The organism is Serratia sp. CY31944 (genome assembly GCF_052169175.1).
Lineage (GTDB): Bacteria > Pseudomonadota > Gammaproteobacteria > Enterobacterales > Enterobacteriaceae > Serratia > Serratia sarumanii.
In genome coordinates this window covers 1-20794 of the sequence record NZ_JBJNLG010000021.1, presented here as the reverse complement: position 1 = coordinate 20794, position 20794 = coordinate 1, and the positions used below count along the sequence as shown (strand labels likewise).

The 20794-nt window shown below is 60.6% G+C and carries 19 protein-coding genes; 8 read left to right on the top strand and 11 right to left on the bottom strand.

Annotated elements, in window-relative coordinates:
- Window positions 1-69 precede the first annotated feature (69 nt).
- Together mfd and ACJ8IN_RS19775 are read right to left on the bottom strand one after the other, a co-directional pair.
- Window positions 70-3543: a transcription-repair coupling factor gene (mfd, locus tag ACJ8IN_RS19780; protein WP_308325671.1), complete on the bottom strand. Its 3474-nt coding sequence runs from the start codon at window positions 3541-3543 to the stop codon at window positions 70-72.
- Between the two features lie 22 nt (window positions 3544-3565).
- Window positions 3566-3814 carry a hypothetical protein gene (locus tag ACJ8IN_RS19775; RefSeq protein ID WP_047567959.1) on the bottom strand — a complete coding sequence of 83 codons (249 nt, stop codon included), beginning with the start codon at window positions 3812-3814 and terminating at the stop codon, window positions 3566-3568.
- A 38-nt stretch (window positions 3815-3852) separates the two neighbouring features.
- On the opposite strand from ACJ8IN_RS19775, the gene lolC reads away from it, so the two are divergent.
- Genes lolC through cobB form a run of 5 tightly spaced genes read left to right on the top strand, consistent with a single transcriptional unit; the run spans window position 3853 to window position 8821 of the window.
- The gene (gene lolC / locus ACJ8IN_RS19770; RefSeq protein ID WP_047567957.1) at window positions 3853-5055 is read left to right on the top strand and encodes a lipoprotein-releasing ABC transporter permease subunit LolC; all 1203 of its coding nucleotides are present in this window, start codon (window positions 3853-3855) and stop codon (window positions 5053-5055) included.
- Window positions 5048-5752 carry a lipoprotein-releasing ABC transporter ATP-binding protein LolD gene (lolD, locus tag ACJ8IN_RS19765; protein WP_033638178.1) on the top strand — a complete coding sequence of 235 codons (705 nt, stop codon included), beginning with the start codon at window positions 5048-5050 and terminating at the stop codon, window positions 5750-5752. Before lolC ends, lolD begins: the two co-directional genes overlap by 8 nt.
- Window positions 5752-6999 (top strand): lipoprotein-releasing ABC transporter permease subunit LolE, encoded by a 1248-nt coding sequence (gene lolE / locus ACJ8IN_RS19760; RefSeq protein ID WP_047567953.1) that lies wholly within the window; start codon window positions 5752-5754, stop codon window positions 6997-6999. The genes lolD and lolE overlap by 1 nt, the downstream gene beginning before the upstream one ends.
- Window positions 7000-7052: 53 nt before the next feature.
- Window positions 7053-7973, top strand: a complete 921-nt coding sequence (gene nagK, locus ACJ8IN_RS19755) for an N-acetylglucosamine kinase (protein WP_041034741.1) — start codon at window positions 7053-7055, stop codon at window positions 7971-7973.
- 11 nt (window positions 7974-7984) lie between these two features.
- Window positions 7985-8821: a Sir2 family NAD+-dependent deacetylase gene (gene cobB, locus ACJ8IN_RS19750; RefSeq protein ID WP_033638183.1), complete on the top strand. Its 837-nt coding sequence runs from the start codon at window positions 7985-7987 to the stop codon at window positions 8819-8821.
- A 48-nt stretch (window positions 8822-8869) separates the two neighbouring features.
- Here cobB and potD read toward each other — a convergent pair whose 3' ends face one another.
- Window positions 8870-9913, bottom strand: a complete 1044-nt coding sequence (gene potD / locus ACJ8IN_RS19745) for a spermidine/putrescine ABC transporter substrate-binding protein PotD (protein WP_033638184.1) — start codon at window positions 9911-9913, stop codon at window positions 8870-8872.
- Window positions 9843-10160: a hypothetical protein gene (locus ACJ8IN_RS19740; RefSeq protein WP_146042026.1), complete on the bottom strand. Its 318-nt coding sequence runs from the start codon at window positions 10158-10160 to the stop codon at window positions 9843-9845. Before ACJ8IN_RS19740 ends, potD begins: the two co-directional genes overlap by 71 nt.
- Here ACJ8IN_RS19740 and ACJ8IN_RS19735 point away from each other — a divergent pair.
- On the top strand, window positions 10150-10851 hold the full coding sequence (locus ACJ8IN_RS19735) for a MurR/RpiR family transcriptional regulator (RefSeq protein ID WP_033638186.1): 702 nt from the start codon (window positions 10150-10152) through the stop codon (window positions 10849-10851). The genes ACJ8IN_RS19740 and ACJ8IN_RS19735 overlap by 11 nt on opposite strands.
- A gap of 17 nt (window positions 10852-10868) precedes the next feature.
- Here the strand turns inward: ACJ8IN_RS19735 and ACJ8IN_RS19730 are convergent, their stop codons facing one another.
- The 6 genes from ACJ8IN_RS19730 to ACJ8IN_RS19705 form a co-directional block, all read right to left on the bottom strand.
- Window positions 10869-12254 (bottom strand): family 4 glycosyl hydrolase, encoded by a 1386-nt coding sequence (locus ACJ8IN_RS19730; protein WP_033646380.1) that lies wholly within the window; start codon window positions 12252-12254, stop codon window positions 10869-10871.
- A gap of 24 nt (window positions 12255-12278) precedes the next feature.
- Window positions 12279-13838, bottom strand: coding sequence for a PTS transporter subunit EIIC (locus ACJ8IN_RS19725; RefSeq protein WP_033638189.1), 1560 nt, complete (start codon window positions 13836-13838; stop codon window positions 12279-12281).
- Between the two features lie 218 nt (window positions 13839-14056).
- Window positions 14057-14839: a spermidine/putrescine ABC transporter permease PotC gene (gene potC, locus ACJ8IN_RS19720; protein ID WP_033638190.1), complete on the bottom strand. Its 783-nt coding sequence runs from the start codon at window positions 14837-14839 to the stop codon at window positions 14057-14059.
- On the bottom strand, window positions 14836-15696 hold the full coding sequence (gene potB, locus ACJ8IN_RS19715; protein WP_033646379.1) for a spermidine/putrescine ABC transporter permease PotB: 861 nt from the start codon (window positions 15694-15696) through the stop codon (window positions 14836-14838). The genes potC and potB overlap by 4 nt, the downstream gene beginning before the upstream one ends.
- Window positions 15680-16795 carry a spermidine/putrescine ABC transporter ATP-binding protein PotA gene (gene potA, locus ACJ8IN_RS19710; RefSeq protein WP_033653862.1) on the bottom strand — a complete coding sequence of 372 codons (1116 nt, stop codon included), beginning with the start codon at window positions 16793-16795 and terminating at the stop codon, window positions 15680-15682. Before potA ends, potB begins: the two co-directional genes overlap by 17 nt.
- A gap of 25 nt (window positions 16796-16820) precedes the next feature.
- Window positions 16821-17093, bottom strand: coding sequence for a hypothetical protein (locus ACJ8IN_RS19705; protein WP_101456414.1), 273 nt, complete (start codon window positions 17091-17093; stop codon window positions 16821-16823).
- Between the two features lie 57 nt (window positions 17094-17150).
- Between ACJ8IN_RS19705 and pepT the strand changes: the two genes are divergently transcribed.
- Together pepT and ACJ8IN_RS19695 are read left to right on the top strand one after the other, a co-directional pair.
- The gene (gene pepT / locus ACJ8IN_RS19700) at window positions 17151-18380 is read left to right on the top strand and encodes a peptidase T (protein WP_004941154.1); all 1230 of its coding nucleotides are present in this window, start codon (window positions 17151-17153) and stop codon (window positions 18378-18380) included.
- A gap of 90 nt (window positions 18381-18470) precedes the next feature.
- On the top strand, window positions 18471-19559 hold the full coding sequence (locus tag ACJ8IN_RS19695; RefSeq protein WP_308325672.1) for a malate/lactate/ureidoglycolate dehydrogenase: 1089 nt from the start codon (window positions 18471-18473) through the stop codon (window positions 19557-19559).
- 77 nt (window positions 19560-19636) lie between these two features.
- On the opposite strand, the gene ACJ8IN_RS19690 is transcribed toward ACJ8IN_RS19695, so the two are convergent.
- The coding region (locus tag ACJ8IN_RS19690; protein WP_442519517.1) for an ATP-binding cassette domain-containing protein at window positions 19637-20794 on the bottom strand (1158 nt) is incomplete at its 5' end.

The following is a 20794-nucleotide window of genomic DNA, read 5'->3' as shown; positions in this document are numbered from 1 at the left end:
GATAAGATAGAACCGCCCGGCCGCTGCCGGGGATGGGAGCGTGCGCCCCGGCGAGCGGGGCGCGTGGCTTCAGGCCGCCAGCGTGTGTTCGCGGAAGGCGTCCAGCAGCTCTTCGGTGAACGTCAGGCGTTTTTGGCGATCGGCCAGATCGAGCGTGAACTTCAGCTTGCTCGGGCCGTCCAGGCGGTAAACCTGCGGATTGCCTTGCAACAGGCCGATCAGATAACCGGGATCGACGCGGTTGTTGTCGCCGAACTCGATAAAGCCGCCGCGCTCGTTGCTCTCTATGCGTTTGATGCCCAGCTTCTGCGCATGCAGGCGCAGCGCCGCGCACTGCAACAGGTTGCGCGCCGCGTCCGGCAACTGACCGAAGCGGTCGATCAGCTCGACTTTCAGCTCATCCAGCTCGCCGTCGCTCTTCGCGCTGGCGATGCGCTTGTACAGCGACAGGCGGGTATTGACGTCGGGAATGAAATCTTCCGGCAGCAGCGTCGGCATGCGCAGTTCCACCTCGGTCTGGCTGCTGGTGAGATCTTCCAGCGACGGTTCGCGGCCGTTTTTCAACGCATCGACGGCGCTTTCCAGCAGCTCCATGTAGAGCGAGAAGCCGACGGTGGTCATCTGGCCGCTCTGGTCTTCGCCCAGCAGTTCGCCGGCGCCGCGGATCTCCAGATCGTGGGTCGCCAGCGCGAAACCGGCGCCGAGATCTTCCAGCGACGCGATGGCCTCTAGCCGTTTATGGGCGTCGGCGCCCATGGCTTTCGGGTTTGGCGTCAACAGATAGGCGTAAGCCTGGTGGTGCGAGCGCCCGACGCGGCCGCGCAGCTGGTGCAGCTGCGCCAGGCCGAAGCGATCGGCGCGCTCGATGATGATGGTGTTGGCGCTGGGAATATCGATGCCGGTTTCGATGATGGTGGTGCACACCAGCACGTTGAAGCGCTGGTGGTGGAAATCGTTCATCACCCGTTCCAGATCGCGCTCGCGCATCTGGCCGTGGCCGATGGCGATGCGCGCTTCCGGCACCAGCTCCGCCAGGCGCTGCGCCGCTTTCTCGATGTTTTCGACGTCGTTGTAGAGGTAGTAAACCTGGCCGCCGCGCAGCACTTCGCGCAGGATCGCCTCGCGCACCACCAGGCTGTCGTATTCGCGCACGAAGGTCTTCACCGCCAACCGGCGCGCCGGCGGGGTGGCGATGATCGACAGATCGCGTATGCCGCTCATCGCCATGTTCAGGGTGCGCGGGATCGGCGTGGCGGTCAGCGTCAGGATATCGACGTTGGCGCGCATCGCCTTGATACGTTCTTTATGGCGCACGCCGAAGCGGTGTTCTTCATCGACGATCAGCAGCCCCAGGTCTTTCCAGCGCAGATCGCTCTGCAACAGCTTGTGGGTGCCGATGATGATGTCCACTTTGCCTTCTGCCGCGTCGTCCAGCACCTGCTGCTGCTCTTTGGCGCTGCGGAAGCGCGACATCATCTCGATGCGGATCGGCCAGGTGGCGAAGCGATCGCGGAAGTTGTCGAAGTGTTGCTGCGCCAGCAGGGTGGTCGGCACCAGCACCGCCACCTGCTTGCCGTTTTCCACCGCCAGGAAGGCGGCGCGCATCGCCACTTCGGTTTTGCCGAAGCCGACGTCGCCGCACACCAGGCGATCCATCGCCAGCGGCTGACACATGTCGCTCAATACGGCATTGATCGCCTGTTCCTGATCCGGCGTGGTTTCGAACGGGAAGCTCTGGCAGAACAGCTGATACTGTTCGCGGTTGTGTTTGAAGGCGAAACCGGCCTTGGCGGCGCGCTGGGCGTAGATATCCAGCAGCTCCGCCGCCACGTCGCGCACCCGCTCGGCCGCTTTCTGCCGCGCGCGCGTCCAGGCGTCGCCGCCCAGTTTGTGCAGCGGCGCGTTTTCGTCCGCGCCGCCGGCGTAGCGGCTGATCAGATGCAGCGAAGAAACCGGCACGTACAGCTTGTCCTCACCGGCGTAGGAGAGGATCAGGTATTCGGCCTTGATGCCGCCGGCCTCCAGCGTGGTCAGGCCGACGTAGCGGCCGACGCCGTGCTCCAGGTGCACCACCGGCTGGCCGGGATGCAGCTCCGCCAGGTTGCGGATCAAGGTATCGGTGTTGATGGTGCGCCGGTTGTCCTGCCGGCGGCGGCTGACGCGCTCGCCAAGCAGATCGCTTTCGCAGATCAGCGCCCGCCGGCGCAGGCCGTCGAGGAAGCCGTGTTCGGCGGCGCCGACCATCATGTAACGGCCCACCGTTTCCGCCTGATCGAGGCGCTGAATCAGCGCCGGCGCCAGCTTGATGCGGCCGAGCAGATCCTGCAGCGTTTCACGCCGCCCCTCGCTCTCGACGGAGAAAATTACGCTGCCGTCGAAGCCTTCGATAAAGCGCCGCAGGTTATCCAGCGGGGATTTATGCTGCGCCTGCACCGCCAGATCGGGCAGGGCATGGTAGTCCAGATTGGTATTGCCGGCCTTGGCCGGCAGCTCATCGGTTTTCAGCGCGATGCGCGGCCAGGCCTTCAGCTCGCCGAACAGCGCGTCGACGCGCAGCCACAGCGTATCCGGCGCCAGCAGCGGGCGCATCGGATCGACGCGGCGGCTTTCGTAACGCTGGTTGACGTCTTGCCAGAAGCGCTCGGCGGCGCCCTCCAGATCGCCGGTATTGACGATCAGCGTGTTGGCCGGCAGGTAGCTGAACAGCGACGGCAGCGGCTGGCTGAAGAACAGCGGCTGCCAGTATTCGATGCCGGCCGGCCAGGCGCTTTTGCTGACCTGCTGATAGATGTGTTCGGCGTCGCGGCGCACCTCAAACTGCTCGCGCCACTGGCTGCGGAACAGCTCGATGGCGTTCTTGTCGGTGGGGAACTCGTGGGCCGGCAACAGATTGATGGCCTCGACTTCGCTCAGCGTGCGCTGGGTATCGACGTCGAAGATGCGCAGGCTGTCGATTTCGTCATCGAAAAAGTCGATGCGGTAAGGCTCATCGCTGCCCATCGGGTAAAGATCGAGCAGCGCGCCGCGGGTGGCGAATTCGCCGTGTTCCATCACCTGATCGACGCTGCGATAGCCGGCCTGTTCCAGCTGCGCGCGCAGCTTGTCGCGCGACAGGCGCTGGCCTTTCTTCATCACCAGCGCGTGGCCGTGCAGGAACTCGTGCGGGCAGACGCGCTGCATCAGGGTATTGACCGGCAAAATGATCACGCCGCGCGCCATGGTCGGCAGATGATACAGGCTCGACAAACGATCCGAGATGATTTCCTGATGCGGCGAGAAGCTGTCATACGGCAGGGTTTCCCAGTCGGACAGCGTGGTCACCATCTGGTCGGTGAACTGCTGGATCTCGTCGCGCAGCCGCAGGGCGTTTTGCATGTCCGGCGCGATCAGCATCACCGGGCCAGGGTGACGTTCGACGATCTCGGCGCACTCCACGGCGCAGGCCGCGCCGGTCAGTTGCCCCAGCTGGCGCAGATCGCCTGCGCGATCGGGCAGAGAATAACGAGGGGATGAGGAACGGTTACGGCTATCGGAAGTGCTCATTCAGGTATCTTTAATCAATGTGTTAGAGGGCGTTCCGGCACGGATAACCCAGCGCCTTTATGCTGTTTATAGTAGCCCAGCGGCCGGCAAACTGACACAGCAAAAAGCGCTGCTCATCGCTTTTTTGCCGATTATTTAACCGGTTGACGCCGTCGGCTTTTTGCGGCAACGGGGCAATATTGCGCTCATCTGCCGCCGCCGTTCTCCTCTGCGCCACGCAATAAAAGGCCGTCGGGTGTTCCCTAAACGAGGGAGAGCCTTTATCATCCATGATCACTTTGCTTAAGCCACGGCTATCAAACGGATTTCATGTATCAACCTGTCGCGTTATTCATTGGCCTGCGCTACATGCGCGGGCGAGCCTCAGACCGCTTCGGGCGGTTTGTTTCCTGGCTTTCCACCATCGGCATTACGCTGGGGGTGATGGCGTTGGTCACCGTGCTGTCGGTGATGAACGGATTCGAAAAGGATCTGGAGAACAACATCCTCGGCCTGATGCCGCAGGCGTTGATCACCAGCCCGCAAGGATCGGTCAACCCGCAGCAGCTGCCGGCCTCCGAGGTGCAGAAGCTGCAGGGCGTCACGCGCGTTGCGCCGCTGACCACCGGTGACGTGGTGCTGCAAAGCGCCCGCAGCGTGGCGGTCGGGGTGATGCTCGGCGTCAATCCCGACGAGGCCGATCCGCTGACCCCGTATCTGGTCAACGTCAAGCAGCAGCAGCTGCAGCCGGGCCAATACAACATCATCATCGGCGAACAGCTGGCGGGGCAACTCGGCGTCAAACGCGGCGATTCGCTGCGCGTGATGGTGCCGAGCGCCAGCCAGTTCACGCCGATGGGCCGCATTCCCAGCCAGCGCCTGTTCACCCTCATCGGCACCTTCCATGCCAACAGCGAGGTGGACGGCTATCAGCTGCTGGTCAACCAACAGGACGCTTCGCGCCTGATGCGCTACCCGGCCGGCAACATCACCGGCTGGCGCCTGTTCCTGCAACAGCCGCTGGCGGTCGATACCCTCAGCCAACAGCCGTTGCCGGCGGGCACGATCTGGAAAGACTGGCGCGATCGCAAGGGCGAGCTGTTCCAGGCGGTGCGCATGGAGAAGAACATGATGGGGCTGTTGCTCAGCCTGATCGTGGCGGTGGCGGCGTTTAACATCATTACCTCGCTCGGCCTGCTGGTGATGGAGAAGCAGGGCGAGGTCGCCATTCTGCAGACCCAGGGGCTGACCCGCCGCCAGATCATGTCGGTGTTTATGGTGCAGGGCGCCAGCGCCGGCATCATCGGCTCGCTGCTCGGCACGCTGCTCGGCGTGCTGCTGGCCACCAACCTGAATAACCTGATGCCGATCCTCGGCGCCCTGATCGACGGCGCTTCGCTGCCGGTGGCGGTCGATCCGCTGCAGGTGACGATCATCGCCGTGGTGGCGATGGCGGTTTCCCTGTTGTCCACGCTTTATCCTTCATGGCGCGCTGCCGCCGTACAACCCGCTGAGGCTTTACGTTATGAGTAACCATCTTTTGCTGCAGTGTGACAACCTGTGCAAGACCTATCAGGAAGGCAATCTGCACACCGACGTGCTGCGCAACGTCAGCTTTGCCATGCAGCAGGGCGAGATGATGGCGATCGTCGGCAGCTCGGGTTCCGGCAAGAGTACCCTGTTGCACCTGCTGGGTGGACTGGACTCGCCGACCTCCGGCGAGGTGATCTTCAAGGGCGCATCGCTGAACGCCATGTCTTCGGCGGCCAAGGCCGAGCTGCGCAACCGCCAGCTCGGCTTCATCTATCAGTTTCACCATCTGCTGCCGGACTTCACCGCGCTGGAAAACGCCGCCATGCCGCTGCTGATCGGCGGCGCCAAGCCGGCGCAGGCGCAGGAGAAGGCGCGGGAGATGCTGGCGGCGGTCGGGCTGGAAAAACGCAGCAAGCACCGCCCGTCCGAGCTTTCCGGCGGCGAGCGTCAGCGCGTGGCGATCGCGCGCGCGCTGGTCAATAATCCGGCGCTGGTGCTGGCGGACGAACCGACCGGCAACCTGGACAAACGCACCGCGGACAGCATCTTCGATCTGCTGGGCGAGCTGAACGTGCGTCAGGGCACCGCTTTTCTGGTGGTGACGCACGATCTGCAACTGGCCAAGCGCCTGAGCCGCCAGCTGGAAATGGCCGACGGCCACCTGCAGGCGCAGCTGACCCTGATGGGGGCCGAGTAATGGCGGGAGCCTCACTGTCCTTCCTGACGGCCCTGCGTTTCAGCCGCGGCCGTAAACGCGGCGGCATGGTGTCGCTGATTTCGGTCATCTCCACCATCGGCATCGCGCTGGGGGTGGCGGTGTTGATCGTCGGCCTGAGCGCGATGAACGGCTTTGAGCGCGAGCTGAAAAACCGCATTCTGGCGGTGGTGCCGCACGGCGAGCTCGAGCCGGTCAATCAGCCGTTCAGCGGCTGGCCGTCGATTCTGCAGCGGGTGGAGAAGGTGCCGGGCATTGTGGCCGCCGCGCCGTACATCAACTTTACCGGCCTGATGGAGAACGGCGCGCAGCTGCGCGCGGTGGAAGTCAAAGGCGTGGATCCGCAGCAGGAGAGCCGGCTGAGCGCGCTGCCGCAGTATGTGCAGGGTGATGCCTGGGCCAACTTCAAGGCCGGCGAACAGCAGGTGATCCTCGGCAAGGGCGTGGCCGACGCGCTGGGCGTGAAGCAAGGCGCCTATGTGACGGTGATGATCCCCAACAGCGACCCGGACATGAAGCTGCTGCAGCCGAAGCGCATCCGTCTGCACGTGACCGGCATTTTGCAGCTCAGCGGCCAGCTCGATCACAGCCTGGCGCTGGTGCCGCTGGCCGATGCGCAGCAGTATCTCGACATGGGTGACAGCGTCACGGGTATCGCCCTCAAGATGAACGACGTGTTTGCCGCCAACAAACTGGTGCGCGACGCCGGCGAAGTGACCAACGCCTACATTTACATCAAGAGCTGGATCGGCAAGTACGGCTACATGTACCGCGATATCCAGATGATCCGCGCCATCATGTACCTGGCGATGGTGCTGGTGATCGGCGTGGCCTGCTTCAACATCGTTTCCACGCTGGTGATGGCGGTGAAAGACAAAAGCGCCGACATCGCGGTGCTGCGCACCCTGGGCGCCAAAGACGGCTTTATCCGCGCCATCTTCATCTGGTACGGGCTGCTGGCCGGGCTGCTGGGCAGCCTGAGCGGCGTGGTGATCGGGGTGATCGCCTCGCTGCAGCTGACCAACATTATCCGGGGCATCGAGAAACTGGTCGGCCACTCCTTCCTGTCGGGCGATATCTACTTCATCGATTTTCTGCCTTCCGAGCTGCACTGGCTGGATGTGCTGATCGTGCTGGCGACCGCCATCGTGCTGAGCCTGTTGGCCAGTTGGTATCCGGCGAGGCGCGCCAGCCGCATCGATCCGGCGCGGGTGCTCAGCGGACAATAAAACCTACGGGGAGGCAGCGATGCCGCCCCGTTTTTTTAGCCTGGGGATGGGTTATGTACTACGGTTTCGATATGGGCGGCACCAAGATTGAGCTGGGGGTATTCGACGACAACCTGCAGCGCATTTGGCAAAAACGGGTGCCGACGCCGCGTGAAGACTACCGGCAACTGCTGGCCACGCTGGGCGATCTGACCCTCGAGGCGGATGCGTTCTGTGGCCGGCGCGGCAGCGTCGGCATCGGCATTCCGGGCCTGCCCAACGACGATGACGGCACGCTGTTTACCGCCAACGTGCCGGCGGCGATGGGGCGGCCGTTGCCGCGCGATCTGGCGGCGCTGATCGGGCGCGAGGTGCGCGTCGACAACGACGCCAACTGCTTTGCGCTGTCGGAGGCCTGGGACGACGAGTTTCGCCGCTACCCGACGGTGCTGGGCATCATCCTCGGCACCGGCGTAGGCGGGGGGCTGATCGTCGACGGCAAGACGGTGCCTGGGCGCAACTATATCGCCGGCGAGTTCGGCCATTTGCGCCTGCCGGTGGACGCGCTCGAGGTCTTGGGGCGTGATGTGCCTCGCGTCGCCTGCGGGTGCGGCCATCAGGGTTGCATTGAAAATTACATATCGGGCCGCGGTTTCGAATGGATGTACGCCCATTTCTATGGCCGGCACTTGCCCGCCACCGAGATCATTGCGCATTATCAGGCGGGTGAGGCGCAGGCGGTGGCTCACGTCGACCGCTTTATGGACGTGCTGGCGATCTGCCTGGGCAACCTGCTGACGGTGCTGGATCCGCACCTGGTGGTGATCGGCGGCGGGCTGTCGAACTTCGACGCCATTTACCAGGCGTTGCCGCAGCGGTTGCCGGCGCACCTGCTGCGGGTGGCCCGGCTGCCGCGCATCGAGAAGGCGCGCTATGGCGACGCCGGCGGCGTGCGCGGCGCAGCGTTCCTCAATTTGGTAAACAGGGAAAAGTAAGGAGAGAGTTAATGCACACTCGCCATCGGCTGTGTCAGTTTCGCAAGAGTAAGCATGTGCTGCATCAGCGCTTTCGTTCACGCATTTTTCACCGTGACACCATGGCGGCGGCCGAGCTGAAAAAGCCGTTTGTGGTGGTGTTGACCGGGGCCGGCATTTCGGCCGAGTCGGGCATTCGCACCTTCCGCGCCGCGGATGGGCTATGGGAAGAGCACCGGGTGGAGGACGTCGCCACGCCGGAAGGTTTTCAGCGCGATCCGGCGCTGGTGCAGGCGTTTTACAACGAACGCCGCCGCCAGCTGCAGACGGAGGAGATCGCCCCGAACGCCGCGCACCGCGCGCTGGCTGATCTGGAAGAGTGGCTGGGGGAAAACTTCCTGCTGGTCACGCAAAATATCGATAACCTGCATGAGCGCGCCGGCAGCAAGCGGGTGCTGCACATGCACGGCGAACTGCTGAAGGTGCGCTGCACCCAGTCGGGGCAGGTGTTCGAATGGCCCGGCGATCTCAGCGTTGACGACCGTTGCCACTGCTGCCAGTTCCCGGCGCCGCTGCGGCCGCACGTGGTATGGTTCGGCGAGATGCCGCTGGGCATGGACGACATTTACCAGGCGCTGAGCAAGGCCGATTTCTTCGTCGCCATCGGCACCTCCGGCCATGTCTACCCGGCGGCCGGCTTCGTGCATGAGGCGCGGCTGGGCGGCGCCTACGCGATGGAGCTGAACCTGGAGCCAAGCCAGGTGGAGAGCCAGTTCGACGAGAAGCACTATGGCCTGGCCAGCGAAGTGGTGCCGCGCTTTGTGCACAAGTTCCTGGTGGGCAAGGTGGCGCGGGCCGACAGGCCCTGAGAAAGGCATCAGGGCGCACTGCGCGCCCTGATGGGATGGCGGGGCGTATTAGCGCCCGGCTTTCAGCTTTTGGAAGTAGCTTTCATACAGCGTGCTGGCGTCGCCGACGTCGTTTTGCCACTCGCCGTGCTCAATCACCGCCTTGTCCGGGTAGAGTGACTTGTCGTTGGCGATCTCCGGCGACAGCAGTTTCTTCGCCGCCAGGTTCGGCGTCGGGTAACCGATGGTTTCCGCCACCTGCACCGCGATTTCCGGCCGCAGCAGGAAGTCTATCAGCTTCAGCGCCCCCTCGACGTTGCGCGCGTTGGCCGGAATGGCCAGGCTGTCCATCCAGAAGATCCCGCCTTCCTTCGGCCAGACGATCTCCAGCGGCGTGCCGGCCTGGCGCGCCACGAAGGCCGAACCGTTCCACACCATACCGACGTTGACTTCCCCTTCCATAAACGGGTTGCCCGGGTTGTCGGAGTTGAAGGCCAGCACGTTCGGCATCAATTTCTGCAGTTCGTGATAGGCGGCTTCGATCTCTTTCGGGTCGGTGGTGTTGCCGGAATAGCCCAGCTTGAGCAGCGCCATCTGGAACACTTCGCGCGCGTCGTCGGTCAGCAGCAGGCGGCCCTTGTACTGCGGCTGCCACAGATCGGCCCAGGCGGTAACGGTAGAGGGATCCTGCTCGTCGCTGTTGACGCCGATGGCGGTAGCGCCCCAGATGTAGGGGATGGAGTAGTCGTTGTTGGGATCGAACGGCTTGTTCAGCAGGGTAGGATCGAGATCCTTGAAGTGGCTGAGCTTGCTCTTGTCGATTTTTTGCAGCATGCCTTCCTTGCTCATCTTGGCGATGAAGTACGTGGAAGGCACCACCAGATCGTACGCGCCGTCTTTATAGGTCTTCAGCTTGGCGTACATGCTTTCGTTGGATTCATAGGTGGAATAAATCACCTTGATGCCGGTTTCCTTGGTGAACTGCTCCAGTAGCCCCGGCGGGACGTATTCAGTCCAGTTATAGAAGTACAGTGTTTTGCCGTCAGAGGCGTTTGCAGAGCAGATACTCAGCGCCATCATCCCGGCTGCGAGCAGATGTGACCACTTTTTCATGCAGCGTATCCTTCAGCAGTAGTGAGCCGAACCCGTATGAGCCGCCGTTTTCGGCCGCGCCATACCCCAGAAAGGGGCCATTATAGGGGGAGGGGCGGGGTGGGTAAAGGCGGTTATCCCGCAGGCAAATCAAGGGGTTTGGCGGCTTAAAGCGCATCACAATTTGATTGTCTCGCGCTGGACAGGCGGTGAAGCGCGTGCGAAACAATAATTTTGGCGAATAAACGAGGGCGGCGATGAATTTCAAACAGGTCTTCAGCCAGGCGGAGCTCAGCAAGACGGATCTGACGATTTTGCACTGCATTCTCGATAATCCGGACGCCTGCATCGACGACGGCATCCGCGCGGTGTCCGCACGCTGCTACAGTTCCCCCTCGACGCTGGTGCGGCTGGCTAAAAAGCTGGGCTTTCGCGGCTATCTCGAACTGGTCTATTTCATCAAATTCAACCTGACGATGGCGCCGGCCTATCAGGCGGAGCGCGCTACGCCAGCGGCACCGCCGGCGCAGTTTCTCGATCTGCTCGACAGCGGCAAAATCCTGATCCACGGCAGCGGTTTTTCGCAATTGGTGGCGCAGTATATGTACAACAAGTTTATGACGCTGGGCGTAGACAGTTACCTGTCGCTGTGGCCGGATTTCGACATTCTTGACCGTGAGACGCGCTTTCGCTTCGATATGGTGATCGTGATTTCAAAGTCGGGCAACAGCGGCTCGGCGCTGAGCTGGAGCGAGGCGGTGAAGCGTAACCGCATCCTGTTGGCGGCCTTCTGCGGCGACGGCGACAGCCCGCTGGCGCAGCAGGCCGACATGACCTTTCTGTTTGAGGACCGGCAAAAATACGATCACGATATCTACTATCCCAATCCGTTTTTCGGCCACTGTCTGTTGGGATTCGAGAATGTGATCACCGCCTGGTTTGAACGACGCGGCCGCTGACGGCCGCGCCGCGCCGTTTAGCGCCAGTGCCCGGCATACTGACGGTGAGCCTGCAGGTACTCCTCCACCAGCGTTTTCGCCAGCGAGTAGGAGTTGACCAGCGGGTGCACCATCAGCGCCTTGATGGCCAACTGGCGGTTACCGGTCAGGATCGCCGCCACCGCCAGCCGTTCGTACTCTTTCACCTGCGAAATCAGGTTCTTCTGGGTGTCGGGAATATCGCGCATTTTGACCGGCTGAATGCCGGCGCTGCTCAATTCGCAGCTGATTTCGATCACGTCTTCCGGGTGCAGAAAATCGAGCGTGTCGCGGTTTTGCATCGATACCACCACGCGTTTTTGCCGGCCGCTGTTGACCGCCTCCAGAATATCGATCGCCACCCCGGCATAGCCGCCGCTGTCCGGCTGTTCGATAAACTGTTGCAGCGTCAGCATCTCACGCGTTTTCACCTTGCCCTGGCTGGACTCGCGCTGCATATAGGAATTTTCGCGCTGCAGGTAATGGCTGAAATAGACAGAGAAAGCATGCTCCAACTGACGGGGGATGTCCAGCTCGCCCAACGCCGACAGCATTTGGCGGTTGATCGCCGCGATTTGTTCGCCGCGGGTCTCGCCGCCCTCGACGATGGCGGCGATCGCCTGCTCACGGTAGTAGTAATAGTAGAGATACTCGTTGAGCATCAGGTTGTCCGACAGCGCCACCAGCTCCGGCGAGAAGTATTTCATGCAGGTTTCGCGATACAGGCGCGGATCCGCCAGCAGCCGTTCCGTGACCGGCTCGCCGTTGACGCGCGCATTGCGGAACCAGGAAAGGTGATTGAGGCCGAAGCAGTCGACGCTCAGCTGGTCTTCGCGGCAGTCCAGCAGCTCGGCCAGTTCGCGGATGAACTCGCTGGGGGCGTCGCAGATGCCGTAGACCCGGCGCTGGAAGCCGGATTTGATGATCGCCTCGGTCACCATGCCGGAAGGATTGGTGAAGTTGAACAACACCGCGTCCGGCGAGGAAAGCTGCTCGATCAGGCGGCAATAGTCGAGGATCGCCGGAATCGAACGCATCGCCATGGCGAAGCCGCCGGCGCCGGTGGTTTCTTGCCCAAGCAACTGGTGATTGAGCGCGATGCGCTCGTCATGGATGCGGCCTTCCTCGCCGCCGATGCGCAGGGTAGTGATGATGTAGTCGGCGCCTTGCAGCGCCTGGCGCGCATCGCTGCTGAGGCTGAAAGCAATGTCGCCGCGAATGCGCTGGAATACGCCCTGCGCGAGGGCGCCGTAGATCGCCAGATGGCGCTCATCGGTATCCATAAACACCACTTCGGTAATGCCGATGCGATGGGCGTTATAGGCGATGGATTTTGCGAGGAACGGGGAACGCACGCCGCCGCCGCCGAGAACGGTTAATTTCATTCGATATCTCCCATTAATAAAGCGTTAGAGTGCCGCTAAATATTTCTCTACCTGATTTTTGACCTTGCCGACCGTGACGCCGTAAATCACCTGCACTTCACGGCGATTCTTCACCACGCCTTTGGCGCCGGTGCTTTTCAACGCGGCTTCATCCACCCGCGCCATATCCTTTAATTCCACCCGCAGCCGGGTGAAGCAGTTGTCGACGGAAATAATGTTTTCCTTGCCGCCCAGCGCGCGAATAATGATGCCGCTCAGCTCGTCCGGGTTATTTTTGCGGTTCCGGTAATCCTGTTTGGAATAGAGTTTGACGTCCTGATCATCTTCGCGGCCCGGCGTCTTCAGATTGAGCTTCAGCACCAGCGTTTTGAACACCAGGTAATACACCGCAAACTGCACCAGGCCGATGACCACATACAGCGGCCAGCGGGTGAGGGAGACCGGCAGCGGCAGGTTGTAGGCCAGGAACTCGACCAGCCCGCTGGCGCCCCAGGGGCGCACCTGGAACAGGTTGCAGGCCACCTGCGACAGCGCGGTCAACACGGCGTGGATCACCCACAGCAGCGGAGAGATAAACAGGAAGGTGAACTCTATCGGCTCGGTGATGCCGACCAGGATCGAGGTGGTGATGGCCGGGATCAGAATCGCCTTGGCCAGCATTTTCTTTTCCGGTTTGGCGGTGTGATAGAAAGCCAATGCCGCGCCCGACAGGCCGAAGATGGTCACCATCCCTTGCTGCGAGAAGCGCAGCGCCTCGTTCATCAGCGGCGAGATGCTCGGGTCGCGCATATAGGCCAGGAAAATTGCCTGCGAGCCGGAGACGGTCTGGCCGTCCTGCACGATCGAACCGCCGATGCTGGTGAGCTGGAACGGCGACCAGATAAAGTGGTGCAGCCCGGTGGGGATGAGGAATTTTTCGAAGAAGCCGTAGACGAAAACCCCGAGCGAGCCGGAGCTTTTCATAAAGCCGGTCAGCGCGATCAGGCCCTGTGAGATGGCCGGCCACAGGTAGCTGAAGGCGACGGCGTACAGCATGATGATCGGCGTCATGGCGATCAGCACCAGTTTGGCGCCGCCGTAGACCGAGAACACGCCGTTGAGCTCGACGTTGCACAGGCGGTTGTGCACCCAGGCGATGGTGACGCCGAGGATAAGACCGAGAAAAATGCCCATATCCACCACGGTAAAGCCCAGCAGTTCCGTCTGCCCGGTGCCGTAATATTCGCCGTTGATCTTGGCCGCGACGTGGCCGCTGAGCTGCAGATAAGACGAATTGGCGCCGAGGAACATGATAAAGCACATCACCGCAACCAGCGCCGCTTCGCTTTTTTTGTCTTTGGCCAGGCCGTAGGTGATGCCGATGCAGAAAATCAGCCCGAGATTGCCGAATAACGGCCAGAAGGTATCGCCGATCATTTTACCGATAGAGAACACGGCGGAATGTTCATTGATAAGTGTGGCATTGGTGAGAATAGAACTGAGCGCCAGAATCAGACCGATCACTGGCAGGAAAAATATCGGCCCCATCATGGCTTTGGAGAAAAGCTGCAGCTTGCTTAAGATATTATCGATAATACCTTTCATGGCAGTTCCTTTTATATTTTAATGGATGACGACGTTGCTGAATAAACTCCCTGGAAGCGAGAAAAAAATAAGGCACCTTGCCTGGGTTCAGTTATAGGGGGAAGTTTTCGCCGCTGCAATCGGCGGGGCGGAAATAGGCACCGATGGTCAGGGAGTGACAACCGGTGCCGGTTGTGAAGGGGATCACAACCGGGCGCCGCAGCGCCCGGCGGGGAGGATTATTCGGCCTTGGGCGCGCGATCGCGCATCACCCACTGGCTGGCGATCACCAGCACCAGCGACAGCAGCAGCAAAATGGTGGCCAGCGCGTTGACCTCCGGCGAGACGCCGACTTTCACCATCGAATAGATCTTCAGCGGCAAGATCTCGTAGCTCGGGCCGGTAACGAAGGAGGAGACGACCACGTCGTCCATCGACAGGGTGAAGCTCAGCAGCCAGCCGGCCGCCACCGCCGGCATCGCCAGCGGCAGGATGATCTTGCGCAGAATGGTGAACTCGCTTGCGCCGAGATCGCGCGCGGCCTCCAGCATCTTCACGTCGAAGCCTTTCAGGCGCGCGTAGACGGTCACCACCACGAACGGCAGGCAGAAGGTGATGTGCGAGAACAGCAGCGACCAGAAGCCGAGCGAAATGCCCAGCAGCATGAACAGCACCAGCAACGAGATGGCCATCACGATGTCCGGTGACATCATCACCACGAACAGCATGCCGCCGACGAACGGCTTGCCGCGGAAGCGGTAGCGGTACAGCGCCACCGCGGTCAGCGAGCCGATCAGCGTAGCGAAGGTAGCGGAGAGCACCGCCATGGTCAGCGAATGGCCGGCGGCCTGCAGCAGGCTGTCGTTGTTGAGCAGCGTGCTGTACCACTGGGTGGTGGCTCCTTGCCAACTGATGCCGAAGCGCGAGGCGTTGAAGGAGTTGACGATCAGGATGACGATCGGGATATACAGATAAGCGTATACCAGCGCCATAAAGCCGCCGCGCAGCAGACGTCCGATCATGCCAGATCCTCCTTCTTGTTCAGCAGGCGGGCGGCCCGGTAATAGACCAGCAGCAACAGCCCCATCACCAGCGTCAGGCAGATGCTGGTGGCCGCGCCGAACGGCCAGTCGCGGATATTGAGGAACTGGCTTTTAATCACGTTGCCGATCAGCAGATTCTTGGCGCCGCCCATCAGATCGGCGACGAAGAACAGCCCCATCGCCGGCAGCACCACCAGCAGGCAGCCGGCGATAATGCCCGGCATGGTCAGCGGTACGATGATGCGGATAAAGGTCTGCAGCTTGCCGGCGCCGAGATCGCGCGCCGCCTCCAGGCAGGACTTATCGAGCTTTTCGATGCTGGAGTAGAGCGGCATCACCATAAACGGCAGCAGGATATACACCAGGCCGAGGATCACCGCTTCCGAGGTGTACATGATGCGCAGCGGCTTGTCGATGACGCCGATCCACAGCAGCGCGTCGTTGAGATAGCCGCGGGTGCTGAGAAACAGCTTCAGGCCGTAGATGCGGATCAGCGAATTGGTCCAGAAGGGCACGATCAGCAGAAACAGCAGCAGCGGCCGCACCTTCTGCGGCAACCGCGCCAGGATAAAGGCGAACGGGTAGCCGATCGCCAGGCAGCACAGGGTGGCGATCAGCGCCATGTTCAGCGAGTGCAGCAGCACCTGGGCATACAACGGATCGAACAAGCGCCGGTAGTTGTCCAGCGTGAACACCATCTGCACCAGATTGGCGTCGTCGCGGGTCAGGAAGCTGGTGGCGATGATCATCAGGTTCGGCATGAACACGAACAGCAGCAGCCAGGCGACGACGCCGACGATCACCACATTCTGGAAGACTTTACGCGATTTCTTCATCGGCCAGCACCACCTCCCAGCTTTCAACCCAGGTCACCGCCATCTTCTGATTGAGCGAGTGATCGACGTCCGGATCGTCTTCGTTGAAGAACTCGCTGACCATCACCGTTTTACCGCTCTCCAGCTCGACCACCGATTCCAGCGTCATGCCTTTGTAGTTGCGCTCGCGCACGTAGCCGATCAGCCCGTCGTGCTGCGCGCTGTCGTTCACTTCTTCCACCCGCAGGTCTTCCGGGCGCAGCAGCACCTTCAGCTTTTGGCCCGGCTCGACCGGCAGATCGGCGTAGATGTCGCACTCGCGGCCCTCGACGTTGGCGCGCACCCGCTGCGGATCGAGGCGCTGCAAGACCACCGCGTCGAAAATGTTGATCTCGCCGATAAAGCTGGCGACGAATAGGTTCTTCGGCTCTTCGTAGATCTCGCGCGGCGTGCCGTCCTGCTCGATGCGGCCTTCGCGCATCACCACGATGCGATCCGACATGGTCAGCGCTTCTTCCTGATCGTGGGTGACGAACACGAAGGTGATGCCCAGCTTGCGCTGCAGCGCCTTCAGCTCGTTCTGCATCTGTTTGCGCAGCTTATAGTCCAGTGCCGACAGCGATTCGTCCAGCAGCAGCACCTTCGGCTTGTTGACCACCGCGCGGGCGATGGCCACGCGCTGCTGTTGGCCGCCGGAGAGCTGGCCCGGCCGCCGCTGGGCGAAGGCATCCAGCTGCACCATGCGCAGCGCCTCTTCGACGCGCGGCGTCAGTTCCGCCGCCGGCACCTTTTGCATGCGCAGGCCGAAGGCGACGTTGTCGAACACCGACATGTGCGGAAACAGCGCATAGCTCTGAAACACGGTGTTGACGTGGCGATGCTCGGCCGGAATGGCGGTGATGTCCTGGCCGTCGAGCACGATGCGGCCCAAATCGGCGTCTTCCAGACCGGCGATCAGGCGCAGCACCGTGGTTTTGCCACAGCCGGAGGGGCCGAGAATGGTGAGGAATTCGCCGTGGTTAATCGTCAGTTCGAGATCGGCAATGATGGTTTTGCCATCGAACGCTTTGCTCAGGGCATGCAGTTCAACAAGGGGTGCTCGAGAGGATGTCTCAGTCATTTATCGTATTACTCTATCCCGTGGGCTAATGCAGATAGAACCGCAACTGGAAAAGACTGCCGGAGCTTGCGGGATGCCCGCTGATCAAATGAAGCTCAAACCAGTTGCGCCAATGGAAATTTTTCGAGCGCGCATGATAGACGCTGAATGCCGGAATTGAAAGCCGATCCGGCCCAGATGCCGCGTTTTTCATCATGATAGCGACAAATGACCCTGTGATGACAGTGTTATTTCCCTCAGAAATCATCACAAAGATTAATGATATTGGCGAATTCTGGTTAAAAATGACCTGACGCAATATTTGATCCTGATCGGTTCCGCATAATGAAACGCGATATTCTGAGGGGCCGCTACCATGGACAAATTACTTGACCGCTTTTTCAACTACGTCTCTTTCGACACCCAGTCCAAAGCGAACGTAAAGCATGTGCCGAGCACCGACGGGCAGTTGAAGCTGGCGCGCGCGTTGCAGCAGGAAATGATCGCGCTCGGCTTCGAGCGGGTGTCGCTCAGCGAACACGGCTGCGTGATGGGCACCTGGCCGGGCAACGTCGCCTGGCCGGTGCCGGCGGTCGGTTTTATCGCCCATTTGGATACCTCGCCGGATTTCAGCGGCAAACACGTCAATCCGCAGATCGTCGAGAACTATCGCGGCGGCGACATCGCGCTCGGCATCGGCGATGAAGTGCTGTCGCCGGTGATGTTCCCGATCCTGCACCAGATGCTGGGGCAGACCCTGATCACCACCGACGGCAAAACGCTGCTGGGCGCCGACGACAAGGCCGGCATCGCCGAGATCCTCACCGCCATGGTGCGCCTGCGCGCGCGCAAAATCCCGCACGGCGACATCCGCGTAGCCTTCACCCCGGACGAGGAGGTAGGCAAGGGGGCGCAGCTGTTCGACGTGGCGGCCTTCAATGCCGAATGGGCTTATACCGTGGACGGCGGCGGCGTCGGCGAGCTGGAGTGCGAGAACTTCAACGCCGCCTCGGTGACGATCAAAATCCTCGGCAACAGCGTGCACCCCGGCAGCGCCAAGGGCGTGATGGTCAACGCGCTGTCGCTGGCCACCCGCATTCATCAGGCGCTGCCGGCGGACGAAGCGCCGGAGACCACCGAAGGCTACCAGGGCTTTTATCACCTCAGCAGCATCAAGGGCAGCGTAGAGCGCGCCGAAATGCACTATATCCTGCGCGACTTCGAGCGCGAAGGGTTCGAGGCGCGCAAGCGCAAGATGGTGGACATCGCCCGCGAGGTCGGCAAAGGCCTGCCGCGCGATTGCTATATCGAAGTGAGCATCGAAGACAGCTATTACAACATGCGCGAACAGGTGGCGGAGCACCCGCACGTGATTGCGCTGGCGCAGCAGGCGATGCGCGACTGCGACATCGAACCGGTGATGAAGCCGATCCGCGGCGGCACCGACGGCGCGCAGCTGTCGTTCCGCGGCCTGCCGTGCCCGAACCTGTTCACCGGCGGCTACAACTACCACGGCAAGCACGAGTTCGTGACGCTGGAAGGCATGGAGCAAGCGGTGGCGGTGATCATGCGCATCGCGGCGCTGGCCGCCGAGCGGGCGCGGTAAACGGGACGCTTGCGATCGGCATAATCGCTTGCCGCAACAAGGCGTTGCTCATAGTGTGGAAGCTCATTTCCCACGCATAAGGACCGCATGATGAGCACCGAATACCGTATCGCCAGCCCGCATTTGGCGCAGTTCGTTCAGGCGATTTGGCGCCAGGCCGGCAGTACGGCGCGCGAAGCCGAGCTGGTGGCCGATCATCTGGTGCAGGCCAATCTGGCCGGGCACGACTCGCACGGCGTCGGCATGATCCCCAGCTACATGGCGTCGTTGGCGCAGGGGCAATTGCAGCTCAATCAGCACGCCGAAGTGGTGCGCGACGCCGGCGCGGTGCTGACGCTCGACGGTGCGCGCGGTTTCGGTCAGGTGGTGGCCAGCGAAGCAATGGCGCTGGGCATCGAACGCGCCGGCAAGCTGGGGCTGGCGGCGGTGGCGCTGCACAACGCACACCATATCGGCCGCATCGGCCATTGGGCGGAGCAGTGCGCCCGCGCCGGTTTCATCTCGATTCACTTCGTCAACGTGGTGGGCGATCCGATGGTGGCGCCGTTCGGCGGCAGCGATCGCCGCTTCGGCACCAACCCGTTCTGCGCCATTTTCCCGCGGCCGGGCCGCACGCCGCTGCTGTTGGATTTCGCCACCAGCGGTATCGCCTTCGGCAAAACCCGGGTGGCCTATAACAAAGGGCTGTCGGTGGCGCCGGGCTATCTGATCGACGAACACGGGCAGCCCACCACCGAGCCGAAGGTGATGCACGAAGCGCCGTTCGGTTCGCTGCTGCCGTTCGGCTTGCACAAAGGCTATGCGCTGGCGGCGATGTGCGAAATCCTCGGCGGCGCGCTCTCCGGCGGCCGCACCACCCACGCCGCCACGCTGAAAGCCGACAGCGACGCCATCTTCAACTGCATGACCACCCTGATCCTCGATCCTCTTGCCTTCGACGCCCCGCAAATGCAGGCCGAGGCCGAAGCGTTTATCGGTTGGGTGAAGGCTTCGCCGCCGAACGGCGAACAGCCGATCGCGGTGCCGGGAGAATGGGAAGAGGCCAACCGCGCGGCGCGGCTGGAGCAGGGCATACCGATAGACGCCAATACCTGGCGGCAGATTTGCGCGGCGGCGGAGCAGGCGGGCATGACGGCGGGGGAACTGGCGGATTACCGCGCGCAGGCGCGCCAGGGATAAAAACTTTATGATTGGTACATTGGATGACGAGCCTGGTTACGCTACTGATGCTGTCGGGGCGTTTGGTATTGATTCTTTCAGACAGCGGCGTCCAATGTATTTTTATGCAGAATGGATTGAATATAGATGTTTCTATCAGCCAATGAGGACAGCTCCCCCCTATCTGCAATGCCTTGTTGATCCAGCACGATGATTTCATCTGAGTAATCGAAGGTGGAACGTCGATGGCTGATATTAATCACGATAGAAGATGGATAAGCGGCTTTGATGTTTTCCAGTACCTCTCTTTCATTAATGATATCAAGAGATGAAGTCACTTCATCCAAAATGATGATTTTAGGTTGACGTAAAAACAGTCGAGCCAAAGATAATCGCTGGCGCTGCCCTCCGGATAATGTCATGCCATTGTCGCCAATTCTGAGATCCAATAACGAGGTTGAGTTATTAAGTGGAAGGTCATTGAGCTGTGCGTGCTTCAAAGCCATAAGGAGTTTTTCATCAGAGGCATCTGGGCACGCAATTTGCAGGTTAAATCGGAGTGTATCCATAAATATATAGTCATTTTGAGCGACGTGGAAAATTATTTCAGCCCGCTGCTTAATTGAGAGTGCATTTATTTCACTGCTGTTTAAATATATCCTTCCCGCATCAGGTTCCAGTTCACCTGAAATCAATTTTGCTAACGTGCTTTTTCCTGCTCCGCTAGGTCCCGTTAAAGTGAAAAAGCCAGCGTGCGAGAATTCAATGTTCATATTTTTAATGGCATATGTCCCGTTTTTATCATATGAATATTGCACATCTCTTAGCGTGATCGAAGCTGCCGTGTCTTGTAAATCGGTGGTGTGTGAGTTTTGAGTTGTCGGCGGCTTGATTGATGTAATAAATGTATATAAGGATGCTGTGGACTTTTGCATCGCCGTATACATGGAACCGATGTTCTCTAAGGGAGTCGCCAATAACATGATGTAAGAGGCTATCATGACAAAGTGACCTAAGGTAATCCCCTTGCTTATAACAAAATAAAGAGAAAGTAAAAACGATGAGCCGAAGAAAAAGATACTTAGTAATGCTTCAATAAGTAAGAGTTTGAAGTCTGTTTTGAGTAATGCCTCATGCTTATCTTCAATCTTGTTAAGGAGTGTTTTGTATCTGTTAAATAAAAAATCATATGTATTGCAAACTCTGGCAGCCTCCATGTTCTTAACGCTGTCAGTGATGATGCTGTATTTTTTTAC

What these genes read in the sequence shown, in the direction of transcription:
- ACJ8IN_RS19695 (WP_308325672.1), top strand. Translation starts at nt 18,471, where the DNA reads ATGAGCACCGAATACCGTATCGCCAGCCCGCATTTGGCGCAGTTCGTT.
- lolD (WP_033638178.1), top strand. Translation starts at nt 5,048, where the DNA reads ATGAGTAACCATCTTTTGCTGCAGTGTGACAACCTGTGCAAGACCTAT.
- potB (WP_033646379.1), bottom strand. Translation starts at nt 15,696, where the DNA reads ATGAAGAAATCGCGTAAAGTCTTCCAGAATGTGGTGATCGTCGGCGTC.
- cobB (WP_033638183.1), top strand. Translation starts at nt 7,985, where the DNA reads ATGCACACTCGCCATCGGCTGTGTCAGTTTCGCAAGAGTAAGCATGTG.
- pepT (WP_004941154.1), top strand. Translation starts at nt 17,151, where the DNA reads ATGGACAAATTACTTGACCGCTTTTTCAACTACGTCTCTTTCGACACC.
- lolE (WP_047567953.1), top strand. Translation starts at nt 5,752, where the DNA reads ATGGCGGGAGCCTCACTGTCCTTCCTGACGGCCCTGCGTTTCAGCCGC.
- ACJ8IN_RS19775 (WP_047567959.1), bottom strand. Translation starts at nt 3,814, where the DNA reads ATGGATGATAAAGGCTCTCCCTCGTTTAGGGAACACCCGACGGCCTTT.
- lolC (WP_047567957.1), top strand. Translation starts at nt 3,853, where the DNA reads ATGTATCAACCTGTCGCGTTATTCATTGGCCTGCGCTACATGCGCGGG.
- potD (WP_033638184.1), bottom strand. Translation starts at nt 9,913, where the DNA reads ATGAAAAAGTGGTCACATCTGCTCGCAGCCGGGATGATGGCGCTGAGT.
- potA (WP_033653862.1), bottom strand. Translation starts at nt 16,795, where the DNA reads ATGACTGAGACATCCTCTCGAGCACCCCTTGTTGAACTGCATGCCCTG.
- ACJ8IN_RS19735 (WP_033638186.1), top strand. Translation starts at nt 10,150, where the DNA reads ATGAATTTCAAACAGGTCTTCAGCCAGGCGGAGCTCAGCAAGACGGAT.
- nagK (WP_041034741.1), top strand. Translation starts at nt 7,053, where the DNA reads ATGTACTACGGTTTCGATATGGGCGGCACCAAGATTGAGCTGGGGGTA.
- ACJ8IN_RS19730 (WP_033646380.1), bottom strand. Translation starts at nt 12,254, where the DNA reads ATGAAATTAACCGTTCTCGGCGGCGGCGGCGTGCGTTCCCCGTTCCTC.
- potC (WP_033638190.1), bottom strand. Translation starts at nt 14,839, where the DNA reads ATGATCGGACGTCTGCTGCGCGGCGGCTTTATGGCGCTGGTATACGCT.
- ACJ8IN_RS19725 (WP_033638189.1), bottom strand. Translation starts at nt 13,838, where the DNA reads ATGAAAGGTATTATCGATAATATCTTAAGCAAGCTGCAGCTTTTCTCC.
- mfd (WP_308325671.1), bottom strand. Translation starts at nt 3,543, where the DNA reads ATGAGCACTTCCGATAGCCGTAACCGTTCCTCATCCCCTCGTTATTCT.